The sequence below is a fragment of the Kitasatospora sp. NPDC058162 genome (genome assembly GCF_042884005.1).
In the GTDB taxonomy this organism is placed as follows: domain Bacteria; phylum Actinomycetota; class Actinomycetes; order Streptomycetales; family Streptomycetaceae; genus Kitasatospora.
The window spans coordinates 102067-117179 of the sequence record NZ_JBHVUS010000005.1; the positions used below are offsets into that span (position 1 = coordinate 102067).

General features: G+C 74.8%; 14 protein-coding genes. 10 read left to right on the top strand and 4 right to left on the bottom strand.

Translation table 11 applies throughout. From position 1 onward, the window contains the following. Positions 1-117: 117 nt before the first annotated feature. Positions 118-912 (bottom strand): class F sortase, encoded by a 795-nt coding sequence (locus ACFVXG_RS12005; protein WP_387926684.1) that lies wholly within the window; start codon positions 910-912, stop codon positions 118-120. After that, positions 905-1378 (bottom strand): hypothetical protein, encoded by a 474-nt coding sequence (locus tag ACFVXG_RS12010; protein ID WP_387926686.1) that lies wholly within the window; start codon positions 1376-1378, stop codon positions 905-907. Before ACFVXG_RS12010 ends, ACFVXG_RS12005 begins: the two co-directional genes overlap by 8 nt. 335 nt (positions 1379-1713) lie before the next feature. Between ACFVXG_RS12010 and ACFVXG_RS12015 the strand changes: the two genes are divergently transcribed. The 3 genes from ACFVXG_RS12015 to ACFVXG_RS12025 are packed head-to-tail and all read left to right on the top strand — an operon-like array spanning position 1714 to position 4574. Continuing rightward, complete coding sequence (locus tag ACFVXG_RS12015; RefSeq protein WP_387926688.1) at positions 1714-1854, top strand: hypothetical protein; 141 nt, start codon at positions 1714-1716, stop codon at positions 1852-1854. Positions 1855-1896: 42 nt separating this feature from the next. Further along, positions 1897-3726 (top strand): ABC transporter ATP-binding protein, encoded by a 1830-nt coding sequence (locus ACFVXG_RS12020; protein ID WP_387926690.1) that lies wholly within the window; start codon positions 1897-1899, stop codon positions 3724-3726. Continuing rightward, positions 3723-4574, top strand: a complete 852-nt coding sequence (locus ACFVXG_RS12025) for a serine/threonine-protein kinase (RefSeq protein ID WP_387926692.1) — start codon at positions 3723-3725, stop codon at positions 4572-4574. The genes ACFVXG_RS12020 and ACFVXG_RS12025 overlap by 4 nt, the downstream gene beginning before the upstream one ends. Positions 4575-4595: 21 nt before the next feature. On the opposite strand, the gene ACFVXG_RS12030 is transcribed toward ACFVXG_RS12025, so the two are convergent. Continuing rightward, a complete protein-coding gene (locus ACFVXG_RS12030; protein ID WP_387926694.1) occupies positions 4596-5408 on the bottom strand; it encodes a hypothetical protein in 813 nt (270 codons plus the stop codon). 203 nt (positions 5409-5611) lie between these two features. Here ACFVXG_RS12030 and ACFVXG_RS12035 point away from each other — a divergent pair, with 203 nt between their 5' ends. From ACFVXG_RS12035 to ACFVXG_RS12055, 5 genes are all read left to right on the top strand, one after another. Continuing rightward, complete coding sequence (locus ACFVXG_RS12035; protein WP_387926696.1) at positions 5612-6910, top strand: MFS transporter; 1299 nt, start codon at positions 5612-5614, stop codon at positions 6908-6910. Positions 6911-7094: 184 nt separating this feature from the next. Continuing rightward, positions 7095-7328: a hypothetical protein gene (locus ACFVXG_RS12040; RefSeq protein ID WP_387926697.1), complete on the top strand. Its 234-nt coding sequence runs from the start codon at positions 7095-7097 to the stop codon at positions 7326-7328. 167 nt (positions 7329-7495) lie between these two features. After that, complete coding sequence (locus ACFVXG_RS12045) at positions 7496-8041, top strand: methylated-DNA--[protein]-cysteine S-methyltransferase (protein WP_387926699.1); 546 nt, start codon at positions 7496-7498, stop codon at positions 8039-8041. A 265-nt stretch (positions 8042-8306) separates the two neighbouring features. Next, on the top strand, positions 8307-9728 hold the full coding sequence (locus tag ACFVXG_RS12050) for a family 2B encapsulin nanocompartment shell protein (RefSeq protein ID WP_387926700.1): 1422 nt from the start codon (positions 8307-8309) through the stop codon (positions 9726-9728). 177 nt (positions 9729-9905) lie between these two features. Continuing rightward, complete coding sequence (locus ACFVXG_RS12055; RefSeq protein ID WP_387926702.1) at positions 9906-10955, top strand: family 2 encapsulin nanocompartment cargo protein polyprenyl transferase; 1050 nt, start codon at positions 9906-9908, stop codon at positions 10953-10955. Between the two features lie 136 nt (positions 10956-11091). Here the strand turns inward: ACFVXG_RS12055 and ACFVXG_RS12060 are convergent, their stop codons facing one another. Then, a complete protein-coding gene (locus ACFVXG_RS12060) occupies positions 11092-12132 on the bottom strand; it encodes an NAD-dependent epimerase/dehydratase family protein (protein ID WP_387926704.1) in 1041 nt (346 codons plus the stop codon). Positions 12133-12321: 189 nt separating this feature from the next. Between ACFVXG_RS12060 and ACFVXG_RS12065 the strand changes: the two genes are divergently transcribed. Together ACFVXG_RS12065 and ACFVXG_RS12070 are read left to right on the top strand one after the other, a co-directional pair. Then, complete coding sequence (locus ACFVXG_RS12065; RefSeq protein ID WP_387926705.1) at positions 12322-13659, top strand: DUF1254 domain-containing protein; 1338 nt, start codon at positions 12322-12324, stop codon at positions 13657-13659. A 103-nt stretch (positions 13660-13762) separates the two neighbouring features. Continuing rightward, entirely contained in the window at positions 13763-15097 is a 1335-nt protein-coding gene (locus tag ACFVXG_RS12070) for a DUF1254 domain-containing protein (protein WP_387926706.1), read from the top strand. The last annotated feature ends 16 nt before the right edge of the window (positions 15098-15113 follow it).

The following is a 15113-nucleotide window of genomic DNA, read 5'->3' on the forward strand; positions in this document are numbered from 1 at the left end:
CCGCAGTCGGTCGCGGGTCGGGTGTCGGTGTCCCGCAGTGGGACGCGGTGGCCCGGGGTACCGGTTCGTCGCTCCCTGTGGTCGTCCTGCAGTTCTACCGGGCCCGCCCCGGCCCGGTCAGGCCGGGTCCGCCAGGACGATGATGTTGTCCGTCCAGTGCCCGTCCGCGCCGATCCGCCCGCCGCAGGTGATCAGCCGGAGCGCGGGGCCGGGGGTGTCGCCGTAGACCGTGTCGGTCGGGAAGTGGTCCTTGGCGGCCTGGAGCATGCTGCGCACCGTGAAGTCCACGGTGCGGCCGTCCGCCCGCCGGACCCCGATCCGGTCGCCCGGGTGGAGCTCCGGCAGGCGCTGGAAGACCGCGGGGCCGTACTTGGTGTCGAGGTGGCCGATCAGGACGGCGGGGCCGGGTTCGCCCGGGGTCGGGCCGTTGCGGTACCAGCCGACCTGGTCGGCGTGGTCGGCCGAGGGCACCTGGACGGTGCCGTCGGCGTTCAGGCCGAGGTCGGCCACCGGGGCGTCCACGCCGATGGAGGGGATCAGCAGACGGGCCGGCGGCGAGGGGGCGAGGGGCTGCTCACCGGCGGTCGGCGCGCCGGAGGGGGTGGTGGCGCCGGGGGCGGCGGCGGTGGCCGCGGGCGCCGGATCGTGGCCGGAGGTCTCGATCCGCACCACCGGGGTGTCCCGACCGGACAGTGCCAGGGTGCTGCCGAGGGCGAGGCAGAGCAGGCCGGCCGTACCGAAGACGCTGCGCTGCAGGAGGCTCGGGCCGGGCCGGGCGGCGCGCCGCCGCCCGCGACCGTCCCGACGGTGGGTCCCCGCCGCCGGGGGCGCCCCGGCGCCGCTTCCCCGCCCGGCCGGGTGCGGGGGAAGGGCGCCGGGGTGCCCGGCGGACCCGGGACGGGTGTCAGCCACGCGCACCGGAACGGCGGCGCAGGAGGGCGAAGCCCAGCGCACCGGCGCCGACGGCGGCGACGGTGCCGCCACCGACCAGCATCAGGCCGTTGCCGTCGGTCGCGCCCGAGCCGTCACCGGCCTGGGCGGCGCCCTTCGGCACCTCGCGGACCTGCGGCTGGGAGCCGACCGGGGCGTGCCCGGTCGACGGGGTGGCGACCCCCGGGGCGCCGCCCGCGGGCGCGGCGGACGGCTGGCCGGGCTGGCCGGGCTTGGCGGGGGCGGCGGTCGGACGGGCCCCACCGGCCGCCGCGCCGGCCGCCGCGTTGTCGGGGGCGGCTGCGGTCGGCTTGGCGGGGGCCGGCTGCGGGGAGCCGTCGGCCCAGGCCTGTCCGCCGGTGACGACGGTCATCAGCGCGGCGCCGGTCAGGGCGCAGACGGCCAGCAGACGGCGGGCGGGCGAACGGTCGGTACGGGTCCTGCTCATGGCGGGGGTTCTCCTTCGTGGCTCTGGTGAACGCGTCAGTGGCGAGACCGCGGTTCTCGCGGACGCCTCGGTCAGCACGGTCGGTACGGCCCGTACGGCCGGTGCGTCGTGAGTGACGGTAGGAGGGCCGTGTCGCGGTCCCCGCCCGGCCGCGTCACGGTCGCCCATCGGCTGCGTAACGGTCTCCGGGCCGACCGGCCCGGCCCCGTGACGTCCGCGGGACCGAGCCCGCGCCGAACGCCGACCGCGCACGCCGACCGCGCACCCCGCTGAGCATCCCCGCCCGCTCGTCCGTACTTCCCGGTGGGGACGCAACCGAGAGAAAGGTGGCAGTGATGAGCATCCTCGCCAACCTCCTGCCGGCGATGCGGCAGTCCCGCAAGGATCGCGGGCACGACAAGGAGACCCGGAACACCAACAACACGACCGGCCGCGGTCGTCGTCACGGCCGCAAGAACAAGCACGACCGGCATTGACGGCTGACGGACCGCTTCCGGTCCCCGGGCTAGGACGAGCGAGTGTGGTCGCTGCGGCGGTTGACGGCGGTCGACACCGGTGACGGCGACGGCCGGGCGGACCCGGTCGTCGCCCCGGCGCCGGCCGTCCCGCTGCGGCGGACGTTCCGACGGTTCTGGCCCTACACCCGAGGGGGACGGCGCTGGCTGACCCTCCTGGTGGTGATCGTCCTGCTCGGCCCGGTGGTCGACGCGGCCATGGTCTGGCTGTTCAAGGTCGTCGTCGACGACGTGCTGGTGCCGCGCAAGCTGGGGCTGTTCCTGCCGGTCGCGCTCGGCTACGCCGGGCTGACCCTGTTGGCAGGGGCCCTGGACTTTGTGGACGAGACGGCCTCCACCTGGGTCAGCGAGCGCTTCCTGCTGGCCCTGCGCACGGACGTGTTCCGACATCTGCAGGGCCTGCCGCTGGGCTTCTTCGAGCGGCGGCGGCTCGGCGACGTACTGTCGCGGCTGACCGCGGACGTCGAGGCGGTCGAGACCTTCCTGCTCTCGGGCGTCCTGGACGCGGTCGCGTACGTCGCCGAGCTGGCCGTCTTCCTGGGGGTGCTGTTCTACCTGCGCTGGGACCTCACGCTGACCGCGCTGGTGGTCGCCCCGCTGTTCTGGATCACCGCCCGGCGCTTCTCGACGAGGGTGAAGGCCGCGTCCCGGGAGCGGCGCCGCCGCAGCGGTTCGGTCAGCGCCCTCGCGGAGGAGACGCTGGGCAACATCGCGCTGGTGCAGGCGTACAACCGGCAGGACTGGGAGCAGGAGCGGTTCCTGCGGGAGAACCTGGCGCGGTTCCGGGCGACCATGGCGGCGACCCGGCTGCGCGCCCTGTTCACGCCGATCGTGGAGCAGCTGGAGCTGGTCGGCGCGCTGATCGTCCTCGGGCTGGGTGCCTGGGAGTTGGTCCGCGGCCGCCTCACCCTCGGTGAACTCCTCGTCTTCGTCGCTCTGTTGAGCCGGCTCTACAGCCCGATCCAGGGCATCGGACGGCTCAGCAACGGCTTCTTCTCGGCCTCGGCCGCCGCCGAGCGGATCATCGAACTGCTCGACCAGCGGCCGGAGGTGGCCGATCCGCCGAGGCCGCTGCGCCCGGCCCGGGTGCGCGGGGCGGTGGCCTTCGACGGGGTGTGGTTCCGCTACCCGGACACGGCCCGCGCGGCGCTGTGCGACGTCTCCCTCCGCGCCGAACCGGGCGAGACGGTGGCGCTGGTCGGGGAGAGCGGGGCGGGCAAGTCGACGGTCGCCAAGCTGCTGCTGCGCTTCTACGACCCGGAGCGCGGCGCCGTCCGGCTGGACGGCACGGACCTGCGCGACCTGGCGCTGGCGGACCTGCGCGAGCACATCGCGGTGCTGCTGCAGGAGACCCTGGTCATCCACGGCACCGTCCGGGAGAACATCGCCTACGGCCGCCCGGACGCCACTGACGCCCAGATCACGGCCGCCGCCCGGGCCGCCGACGCCCACGAGTTCGTCAGCCGGCTGCCGGACGGCTACGACACGGTGGTGGGCCAGCGCGGGCGCCTGCTGTCCGGCGGCCAGCGCCAGCGGATCGCGATCGCCCGGGCGATGATCCGGGACGCACCCGTCCTGCTGCTGGACGAACCGACCACCGGTCTCGACGCGGAGTCGGGGCGGCGGATCCTGGAACCGCTGGGGCGGCTGATGAACGGCCGGACGACGATCATCATCTCGCACAACCTGCTGACCGTGCGGAACGCCGACCGGATCGTCCTGCTGCGCGAAGGCCGCGTCGTGGCCTCCGGCAGCCACCGCCAACTGCTCGCCCGCGACGACGGCTACGCCCGGCTCGCCCGGGCCGCGACCCCGACGGAGGCCGCCCGATGACCGCGGCCCGGTCGCTGCCTGTTGCACGGCCACAGCCCGTTGCGCGACCGCTGCCCGCCGGGACGCCGATCGCCCCCGGCTACCGGGTGCTCGCCCACCTCTGCCGAACCGGCTGGCTGGACGTCTACGACGCCTGGAGCGAGGAACGCGACTGCCGCTGCGTCGTCAAGGTGCTACGGCCGGACCACCGCCGCGACCGCGAACTGCGCGCCCGCCTGCTCCAGGAGGGCCGCTGGCTGGCCGAGTTCACCCACCCCCACCTGGTGCGCGGCTACGGCACCGGCGAACGCCCCCAGCCGTACGCCGTCTCGGAGACCCTCAGCGGCGAGACCCTCGCCCACCTGCTCGACCGGCAGCCGCGCCGCCCGGCCGCCACCGACCTGGCCCTGCTCGGGCTGCAACTCATCTCCGCCGTACGGTACTTGCACGGCAAGGGCCTGCTGCACCTCGACCTCAAGCCCGCCAACATCGTGATCGACTGCCGCCGCGCCAAGGTCCTCGACCTCAGCATCGCCCGCCCGCCGGGCCCGGGCCGCCCGGGCCTCGGCACGAACGGCTACCTCGCTCCCGAACAGGCCGCCGGCGACCGGCTCACCGCCGCCACCGACGTCTGGGGTCTCGGCATCACCCTCTACGAGGCCGCCACCGGCGAACTGCCCTTCGACGGACCGCCGTTGAGCCCGGCACCCCCGGTGTCCCGGCGCCGCCGACTGCCCCGCCCACTCGCCGAGGCGATCGACGCCAGCCTCCGCCTCGACCCGGGCGACCGCCCGTCACCGGCCCAACTGGCCGACACCCTGGACGACTTGCTCCCGCAGGGTCGCCGGGCGGTGGCACCGTCGAGCTAGCGCCCGTCCGGTGGCCGGGCGCTACCGCCCCGCCCGCAGCTGCCGGAGCGTCCAGCCCTCCCCGAGCGGCCGGGTGTGGGCGGTGAACAGTTCGGCCGCCCGGCGGTAGGAGAGCCGGGCGCGGCCGGTGTGCGGGCAGCGGTCGGCGGCGGGGGTGCCGGCCGGGGCGCGGCGGTCGGTGAGGAAGAGCGGGCCGCCGGAGCGGCCGGCGATCAGCAGCGGGAGCAGCCTGGCGGTGCCGGTGCCCCAGCAGAGCTGGGGGCGGTCGGGGCGGGGGCGGGTGCGGCGGCCGGGGAGGTCCAACTGGTCGGTGTCGAGGGCCAGTACGGTCTCGATGGCGGCGCCGGACTCGTGCAGCAGGTGCCAGAGCGTCTGCTCGCGCAGCGGCGCCCGGCGGGTGAACAGGGCGCGCAGCTGCTCCTCGCCCAGCGGGCCGGTCCCGGCCCCGGCGCCGGCCGGTGAGGGCAGCGGGCTGGGGCGCAGGGCGGTGCTCGGGTCGCCGTCGATCCAGCCCTTGGCGCGCCACCAGGCCACGGCCGCGCGCAGGGTGGAGAGTTCGCGGTTGAGCGTGCGCGGGTCGGTGTCGGCGGCGCGCCGGGCGACGGCGGCCCGCAGCCGGTCGGGGGCGTCCGGGTGGTCGAGCAGGGCGAGCGGCAGTACGGGCGGGTGGGCGCGCCGCCGTTCGGGGCCGGTGGGGGCGGTCCGGTCGGCGAGGGCCCAGGCCCAGGTGTCGAGCGCGATCCGGTAGATCCGCCGGGAGCCCTCGGCGAGCCCGGAGGCGGCCAGGTAGCGCTCGACGGCGAGGCCGTACTCGACCGGGGGGAGCTCCGTCACGTCCGCCTTCTTCCGCAGTAAACGACCCTGGTCCATCGCCTTCTATGATATCCGCCAACCGCAGTAAACGGCAGCTCAGTAGCCATATCACAGGCTATTTACTGCGGCAGGACCGACCCTGCCAAACATTGATGCCAACAGGCTCAAGTTTTTCCCCGGAACCCCTTGAACCCCGTTCCCCGGCGCGCGCAGACTGACTGCCCATGGCAGTGGAAACAGAACGGATCCCGGCCCGCTCCCGGCGGCTGGGAGACCGGCTCGCCGTGCTGGGCGAGCGCGACTTCACCCGCTTCTTCATCGGGTACACGACCTCCCTCCTCGGCTCCTCGATGGCACCGGTTGCGGTCGCCTTCGCGGTGCTCGACGGCAGCGGGACCGGAGCTGGGGCCGGCACCGGCGCCGGCAGTGGTACGGACCTGGGCTGGGTGATGGCCGCCCGGATCCTCCCGGTGGTGCTGGTCCTGCTGGCCGGCGGGGTGATCGCCGACCGTCTGGGCAGCCGCCGGCTGATGCTGGGCACGGACGTCCTGCGCGGCCTCGTCCAGGCGCTGTTCGCGGCGCTGCTGGCGGCCGGGCACGCGCCGGTCTGGGTGATGGTCGTGCTGGTGGCGGTCTGGGGGATCGGTGAGGGGCTGTTCATGCCCGCGTTCGGCGCGATCGTGCCCGACCTGGTGCGCCGCAAGGAGCTGCTGGCGGACGGCAACACCCTGCTGGGGCTCTCGCGGTCGGTGTCCACGGTGGCCGGGCCGGCGCTGGCCGGCCTGGTCACGGCCACCTCGGGCCCGGCGACGGTGCTGCTGATCGACGCCGTGACGTACGGCGTCGGCGCCCTGGCGCTGGCCGGCCTCCGGCTGCCCGACCGTCCCCGGGCGGCCGACGGCGGCTCGATGCTCCGCGAACTGCGCTCCGGCTGGTCGGAGTTCACCGCCCGCCCGTGGCTGTGGATCACCACCGCGCAGATGGGCCTGTTCAACCTGCTGGTCTGGGCCCCGTTCCTGGTGCTCGGCCCGCTCACCGCGCAGCGGGAGCTGGGCGGCGCCCGGGCCTGGGGCCTGGTGATGGGGGTGTACGGCGCCGGCGCGGTGCTGGGCGGGCTGTTGATGCTCGGCCGCCGGCCCGGGCGTCCGCTCGCGGTGGCGACGGTGGCCGGACTGGCCTGGGCGCTGCCGTCCGCGGCGCTGGCGGCGGGGGCGGGGCTGCCGTGGGTGGTCGCGGGGGCGCTGGCGGCGGGGGTCGGTTCGGCGGTCTGCGGGACGCTGTTCGGCACCACCACCCAGCGCTGGGTGCCGGCGGAGCTGCTGGGCCGGCTGACCTCCTTCGGGGCGCTGGGCGCCTTCGTCCTCGGTCCGCTGGGGCTGGCGGCGGCCGGTCCGCTGGCGGACCGGTTCGGCGCCGGTCGGGTGCTGCTGCTCGGCGCGGTCTGGCAAGTGGCTGCCGGGGTCGTAGTGTTGGGCGTACCGGCCGTTCGGAATCGTCGTTGGGAGGAGGGCCCGGGCGACTGACTCACCCCTCGGACGGCTCCGGGGCGCACCCCCGGCCACCACCGGTGCGGCCCACCGCGCACCGTGCCCGGCCGGCCCCGGAGTGCCGCCGGTCGCTCCGCCCACGCGTGCGTGCCTCCGCGGCGGGCGGGGTGGCCGGGTCGGTCGTACCGTGGAGGAGCGGGGGTCACGGAGGAGGTTGACCATGCCCGGTTCGCTCACCATCGGCCACCACCAGGCCGGGGCCGTCCTGGACCACGCGGACGCCGAGCGGCTGTCCACCGTCCTGGCCGAACTGGCGTACCTGCTGGAGATCCCGGGGCCGAACCGGATCAACGAGGCCCAGCTCGCCGTGTTGTGCGAGGGCCGGGCGCCGGACCGCGCCGAACTGTCGCACTGGGCGCGGGCGCTGTCCTCGGAGCTCAAGGGACGGCACTGACCGGAGCCGTCCCCGCCGAACACCCCGCCCGGTACCCCGTCGAGCACCCCGCCCGATACCCCGCCGGGGCCCCCGCGGCCCCGCCGTACGATGGCGAACGGGGCGAGCCCGCCCCCCGGACGCCGGGACGACCGGTGGCCGTCCAGGCGGAGGGTGGGGGTCCGAGCGTGCCGCAGTCCTGGTCGATGTCCTGGCTGACCGTGCCCACCCCGCTGCCCAGCGGCCCGATGCACATCGCAGTGACGCCGCTGGGCGTGGCGGCCGCCGGTTACGGCGGCCGGGACGGCGAGCTGCCGCCGTGCACCGACCCGGCGAAGGTCGCCGCCGTCACCGAGCGGATCGACGCCTACCTGGCGGGCCGCACCCGGGAGTTGGGCCTGCCGATCGACTGGAGCCTCAGCTCCGGGCCGCACCGCACCGTGCTGCGGACGCTCTGGGAGCAGGTGCCGTACGGGCGGACCATCACCTACGGCGAACTGGCCGCCCGCAGCGGGGTGTTCGAGGACGTCACCGAACCCGGCCTGGCCGCTCGGACGGTCGGGCAGATGATGGCCGCCAACCCGGTCCCGCTGCTGGTGCCCTGCCACCGGGTGGTGGCGGCGGACGGGATCGGCGGCTTCGGCGGCGGCCGGGTCGGGATCGAGGTGAAGCGCTGGCTGCTCACCCTGGAGGGGGTGTTGGAGCCGACGCTGGACTGGAACGGCCCGCTGTAGCCCCGGCGGGGCGGGTGCGTACGGGAGCTGTCAAGGGGTGGCGCGGGCGGGGCGGCCGATGGGGGAGGATGGGGGCCGACGTTCCGATACTTTCGAATAAATAGTCGAACAAATATCGATCAGGTGATCTAGTCGTACTATTTGTTCGGTTATTCGGAACCACTCGAATGAGTGATTGCGGGACGCCCCCGAACGGGCCCACCATGAAGCTGCAACATGAATGTGCAAGCCGACACTTTCATCGGGCATGCGAAGGGCTCCCCTTATGTCGACCGAAACCAATGCCGGTATTCCTGCGCCGGGCGCGCAGCCGGAGATCCGGCAGCAGCAGTCCCTGAGCACGGCGGGCGCGCGGAACCTCGCCACCACCACCAAGTCCGCGCCCCAGATGCAGGGCATCAGCCCGCGTTGGCTGCTCAGGATGCTGCCCTGGGTGCAGGTCTCCGGCGGTACCTACCGGGTCAACCGCCGCCTGCGCCACAAGGTCGGTCGCGGCCGGGTGAGTTTCGTCAAGACCGGTTCCGAGGTGCGGATCGTCCCGCAGACGCTGGCCGAGGTGCCCGTGCTGCGCGGTTACCAGGACGAGGCGGTGCTGGAGGAGCTGGCCGGCCGGTTCGTGCAGCGGCAGTTCGCCCCGGGCGACGTCCTGGTCGCGGCCGGTACGCCGATCAGCGAGGTGTTCGTCATCGCGCACGGCAAGCTGGACCGGCTCGGCACCGGCAAGTACGGCGAGGAGACGGTGGTCGGCACCCTCGCCGACGGCGACCACCTGGGCGACGAGGCGCTCCAGGAGGAGGACGGCTCCTGGCCGTACACCGTCCGGGCCGCCACCTCCGGCACCGTGATGGCGCTCTCCTGGCCCTCCTTCCAGGAGCTGCACGACCGCTCCGAGTCGCTGCAGCTGCAGATCATGGAGTACCTGAACGGCTTCCAGCAGGCGCAGAACAAGCACGGCGAGGCCGCGATCGACCTCTCCGCCGGCCACCAGGGCGAGTACGACCTGCCCGGCGCCTTCGTGGACTACGAGCTCAAGCCGCGCGAGTACGAGCTGAGCGTCGCCCAGACCATCCTCAAGGTGCACAGCCGCGTCGCCGACCTCTACAACCAGCCGATGAACCAGACCGAGCACCAGCTGCGGCTGACCATCGAGGCGCTGCGCGAGCGCCAGGAGCACGAGCTCATCAACAACCCCGAGTTCGGGCTGCTGGAGAACGCCGAGTACGACCAGCGGATCCAGACCCACTCCGGCCCGCCCACCCCGGACGACATGGACGAGCTGCTCAGCCGCCGCCGCAGCACCAGGATGTTCCTGGCCCACCCCAAGGCCATCGCCGCCTTCGGCCGGGAGTGCAACAAGCGCGGTCTCAACCCGGGCACCGTCGAGGTCGAGGGCAAGCACGTCAACGCCTGGCGCGGGGTGCCGATCTTCCCGTGCAACAAGATCCCGATCATCGGCGGGCACACCAGCTCGATCATCGCGATGCGCATCGGCGAGGACAACCAGGGTGTCGTCGGCCTGCACCAGACCGGAATTCCGGATGAATACCAGCCGGGCCTCTCGGTGCGGTTCATGGGAATCGACGAGAAGGCCATCATTTCGTACCTGGTGAGCGCCTACTACTCGGCCGCGGTCCTGGTGCCGGACGCCATCGGCGTGCTGGAGAACGTGGACGTCGCGCAGCGCTGACGTCGGGCTCCCGGCTCGGCAACCGGGCCCGATCCGCGCCGCCCGGCCGGGGCACCAGCCCCCGGCCGGGCGGCGCGCCGCGGTGCGCACGGCCACCGGCCCGCCGATGCACGCACCCCAACGACGCCCGCTGATCCGACGTGATCCGAAGGACACGCCCTAGAGGGGGAGGAACCCATGACGAGCTCCACGCTGGAGCGGGACCACAAAGAGGGCCACGAGGCGGCGGACATCCTCGCCCGCACCCGCGGGCTGGTCGACCCGGTCCTGCGGGCCGCCGTCGACTCGCTGCCCGGCACGATGCGCAAGGTCGCCGGCTACCACTTCGGCTGGTGGGAGGCGGACGGCACGCCCTCCGAGGCCCCCGCCGGCAAGGCGATCCGCCCGGCCCTGGTCCTCGCCGCCACCCAGGCCCTCGGCGGCACCCCCGGGACGGCCGCCGCCGCGGCCGCCGCCGTGGAGCTGGTCCACAACTTCACCCTGCTCCACGACGACGTCATCGACCGGGACGACACCCGCCGCCACCGGCCCACCGCCTGGCGGGTGTTCGGCACCACCGAGGCCATCCTGGCCGGCGACGCGATGCACTCCCTCGCGCTGCGCCTGCTCGCCGAGGACGCCCACCCGGCCGCCCGCGGATCGATCCGCCGGCTCGCCGACTGCGTGGTCGAGCTCTGCGAGGGCCAGCAGATCGACTGCGCCTTCGAGCAGCGCAACGACGTCTCGCTGGCCGAGTGCCTGGCGATGGCCGAGGCCAAGACCGGCGCCCTGCTGGGCGCCGCCTGCGCGATGGGCGCCCTGTACGGCGGCGGGTCCGAGCAGGCGGCGCAGGCGATGGACGGCTTCGGCCGCGAGATCGGCCTGGCCTTCCAGCTGATCGACGACCTGATCGGCATCTGGGGGGATCCGACGGTCACCGGCAAGCCGGTCGGCGCGGACCTGGTCGCCCGGAAGAAGTCGCTGCCGGTGGTCAAGGCGCTCGGCTCCGGCACCCCCGAGGGGGCCCGGCTCGCCGAGCTCTACGCGCTCGAACGTCCGCTCACCGCAGCCGAGTTGGCGCAGTGCGCGGCCGCCGTCGACGCGGCCGGCGGGCGCGGCTGGGCGCAGGGCGAGTCCTGTGAGCGGATGGCCGCGGCGATGGCGCAGCTGGCCGTGGCCGTGCCGGAGCCCGCCGCGGCGGACGAACTGCTGGCGCTGGCCGAGCTGGTGACCCGCCGCACCCACTGAGCGAGCCCCGCCGGGGCGGGGGCCGGCCTCCCGCCCCGGGTTTCCCGCCCCGGCCTCGCGCCCCGGGCGCCTCACCCAGGCGCCTCATCCGTGCGTTCCGCCCGGGCGCCTCATCCGTGCGTTCCGCCCGGGCGCCTCATCCGTGTGCGGCCAACAGCCGTTGCTCCTTGGCCGGTTCGATGCCCTGGGTGTACGGCGCCCCGACCACCAGCTTCCGCCCCTCGGCGTCGGTGTCCTCGGCCGGCCCCCGGGTGCGCAGCCACTCCCAGGTGTCCCGGGCGGTCTCCGCGAACGGGCGGCAGCGCAGCCCGGCCGCCTCGGCGCGGCTGCTGTCGACCTGCCAGATGTACTTCCACTCCGGCAGGTCCGGTGCCCAGAAGGGCAGTTCGAGCCAGGGGTCGACCTGGTCCGGCCCCTCGGCCAGCAGGGCGGCGTCCCCGATCGGGACCAGCTCGGTGCCGGCCGCGCCCGCGATCTCCCGGCAGGTCTCCAGCCACTGCCCGAAGGTGAGCCGCCCGGGCGGCGCCGTGGTGAGGAAGCGGCCCGTCGTCCCGGCCGTCAGCAGGTCGAGCCCGAAGGCGGCGAAGTCCCGGACGTCGATCACCTGGATGGTCCGCCCCGGATCGCCGGGTGCGAGCACCCGCCCGCCGCGGGCCATCCGCTCCAGCCACCAGGGCAGCCGGCCGCCCAGCTCGTACGGGCCGATCAGCAGTCCGCTGCTGAGCACCAGGGTGCGTTCGGCGCCGAAGCCCGCCAGCACCGCGCGCTCGCCGCCCGCCTTCAGCTCGCGGCCGAAGGGCTGGTCGGGCGGGGTGTCGGCGGGGCAGGGGAGGAGCGCGGAGTCCTCGGTGATCACCTGGGTGGCCCAGTCGGCGTAGGCGTGCACCGAGGAGACGAAGGTGTAGTGGTCGGCCCGTCCGCGCAGCAGCCGGGCGGAGAGCGCGGCCTGGGCGGGCTGGCGGGCGGAGGTGTCGACGACGGCGTCCCAACGGCGGCCCTCGACCAGCCGGGCGAGGTCCTCGGCACTGTCGCGGTCGCCCCGGAAGGCCTCGACTCCGGGCAGGTCGGGGGCGCTGCGCCCGCGGTTGAAGGTGGTGACGTGGTGGCCGCGGGCGAGCGCCTCGGCGGCGTAGGCACGTCCGAGGAAGGACGAGCCCCCGAGCAGCAGGATCTTCATGCCGCCCAGCCTGTCCCCGCCGGCCCGCCGCTACGCCCGGGTTAGCGCTGAGCAGAGCGCCGGCCCGGATCCGCCCGCTGCGGGCGCCGCCCGACATGCCTCCCCTCCCCGCCCCCCTTAGCATCCCAGGTGTACCGATCTGCCCTGATCCGTCCGCATTCGCCTGATCCGGCCTGGGAGAGCGACAGCATGGTCAACCCGGCACTCGTCGATCCGGCCACCATCCGCGCGACCGCGGCCGAGGCCTGGATCCGCGCCCACCCCCTCCTGCGGACCTACCGCACCCTCTACGCCCAGGCCCTGGACGACGCGGACCCGGGCTACGTCGGCGGCTTCGGCGTCTTCCGCCACACCACCCGGCCGGCCGGCCCCGACGACACCGACGCCGTCACCCCCGACAACGACACCCTCCCGTCCCGCGCCTGGCTCGACCTGCGCGCCGAACCCTGGGTGCTCTCGGTCCCCGCCACCGACGACTACCGCGTCCTCGTCGTGCACGAACTCGACACCCTGCCGGCCGGGTTGATCGGCTCCCGGACCACCGGCCAGGGCGCGGGGGACTTCCTGGTGGCCGGCCCCGACTGGCAGGGCCGGCCCCCGCCCGGCATCACGGGCGTGATCCGCACCGCCACCCGCCTGGTCGGCGTCCTCGGCCACACCCGGCTCGCCGGGAACACCCCCGCCGACCTCGCCGCCCTGCGGGCCGTCCAGGAGCAGTACCGGCTGCGCCCGTTGCACCGGTACGCCGGCACCCCGGCGCCCGCCCCCGCCCCCGAGCCGGTCTGGCCGGTCTGGCGCGACGAAGTCCCGGAGGGCGTCGAGTTCCTCACCTTCCTCGACTTCCTGCTCGGCTTCTTCCCGCCGGCCGACGCACTCCCGCCCGCCGAGACCGGGCTGCGCGGCCGCCTCACCGACCTCGGCGTCGACGGCCGCGGCGAGTTCGAGCCCGCCACCCTCCCGCTGGAGGTCCGCGCCGAACTCGGCCGCGGGATCGCCGACGGCCGCGCCCGGCTGACCGGGGCGGTCGCCGAACTCCGCGACTCCGCGGGCCTGTCCGGCACCCGCGAGGAACTGGGTGGGGACTTCCTCCGGCAGGCCGTCGGGGCCGAGCTCGACCCGTACGGGCTGCCCACCGAGGAGGTCTGGTACGGCCGTTGGGCGGCGGACGCCGCGGGCCACCGTCCGCCGAACGCCGCCGACCGCGACCACGTGATCCGCTTCGCCCCGGACGCCCTGCCGCCGGCCCGCTTCTTCTGGTCCGCGACGGTGTACGCGCTCCCCGGGCACCGGCTGGTCGACAACACCCTGGACCGCTACTCGATCGGCGGCCACACCCCCGGCCTGGTCCGCGACCGGGACGGCGGCCTCACCCTCTACGTCCAGCACAAGCGCCCCGCCGACGCCGACCACTCCGCCAACTGGCTGCCCGCCCCGGACGGCCCGTTCGCCGTCGTGCTCCGGATCCACGGCCCGGAGGCCGCCGTCCTGGACGGCCGCTGGCAGCCCCCGCCGCTCACCCCGCGCTGACCCGGTCGCCCGGCTCGCCCAGGCCCCGACCCGCCCCGACCCACCGCCACCGACGGGCACCCGACCCGCCCCCGAAGCGCCCCGACCCGACGAAGGACCCCCGATGAACCTGCCCGAGCTGGAGGCCCTGGCCGCCGACGCCTACGTCTACGGCTACCCGCTCGTCGCCGGCCTCACCATGGTCGAGCGCTTCGCCAAGGGCGGCCTGGGCACCCTCCCGGCGGCGCCGTACAACCACTTCAGCCACGCCACCCGGCTGGCGGGCCCGGCCGACCACTTCGTCTCGGTCAACAACGACACCATCTACTCGATCGCCCAGCTGGACCTCTCCGAGGGCCCGCAGGTGCTGCACGTCCCGGACACCGCCGGCGCCTACTACGTGCTGCAGTTCCTCGGCGCCTGGACGGACAACGTCGCCTACCTCGGCAGCCGGGCCACCGGCACCGCGGCGCAGACCTGGCTGGTCGTCCCGCCCGACTGGCACGGCACCGCGCCGGACCCGGCCCGGGTGATCGAACTGCCCACCACCGTCGGCACCATCGTCGGCCGCTTCGCCTGCGACGGCCCGGACGACCTGCCCCGGGTCAAGGTCCTGCAGAGCGCCCTCGTCCTGGAGCCGCTGGAGCCCGGCGGCCTGGTCGCCGGACTGCCCGAGCCCGACCCGGAGGTCCCCGAGCGGCTGGCCTTCTTCGAGCGGCTGCGGGTGTGGATGCAGGCCTTCCCGCCGGCCACCCCCGACATCGAGTACCAGCGCCGCTTCGCCCCGCTCGGCCTGCTGGACGACGGCGCCTCGCCGTACCGGGCGGCCGCCGCCGAGTGGACCCTGGCGCTCGCCAAGGGCCTGGCCGCCGGGCGCGAGCGGGTCGAGGACGCGACCCGCCCGCCCGAGGACCACCCGCTCGGCGAGTGGCGCTCCGCGCTCCACCTCTTCGACTACAACATCGACCACCTGGGCCCCGGCACCCTGGACGACCCCGAGTGGCGCATCCCCGACCGCCGCGCCGCCTACCTCAGCCGGGCGGCCGCCGCCCGGGCCGGCCTGTGGGGCAACCACGCGTACGAGGCCTCGTACGCGATGACCTACGACGACTCCGACGGCCGCCCGCTCACCGGCGCCAACAGCTACACCGTCCGCTTCGAGCAACCCCCGCCGGCCGAGGCCTTCTGGTCCGTCACGATGTACTCGGTGCCGGACTACTACCTGGTGGAGAACCCGATCGACCGCTACTCGATCGGCGACCGCACCCCCGGCCTGGTGTACGGCCCGGACGGCTCGCTGACCGTGACCCTCCAGCACGAGCCGCCCGAGGACCCGGTGGCCGCCGCCAACTGGCTCCCCACCCCGCTGGGCGAGTTCCGCCCGATCATCCGGCTCTACCGGCCGAAGCCGTCGGTGCTGGACGGCAGCTACCAGGTGCCCCCGATCCACCGCGGCTGACCGCCTCGCGCTCATC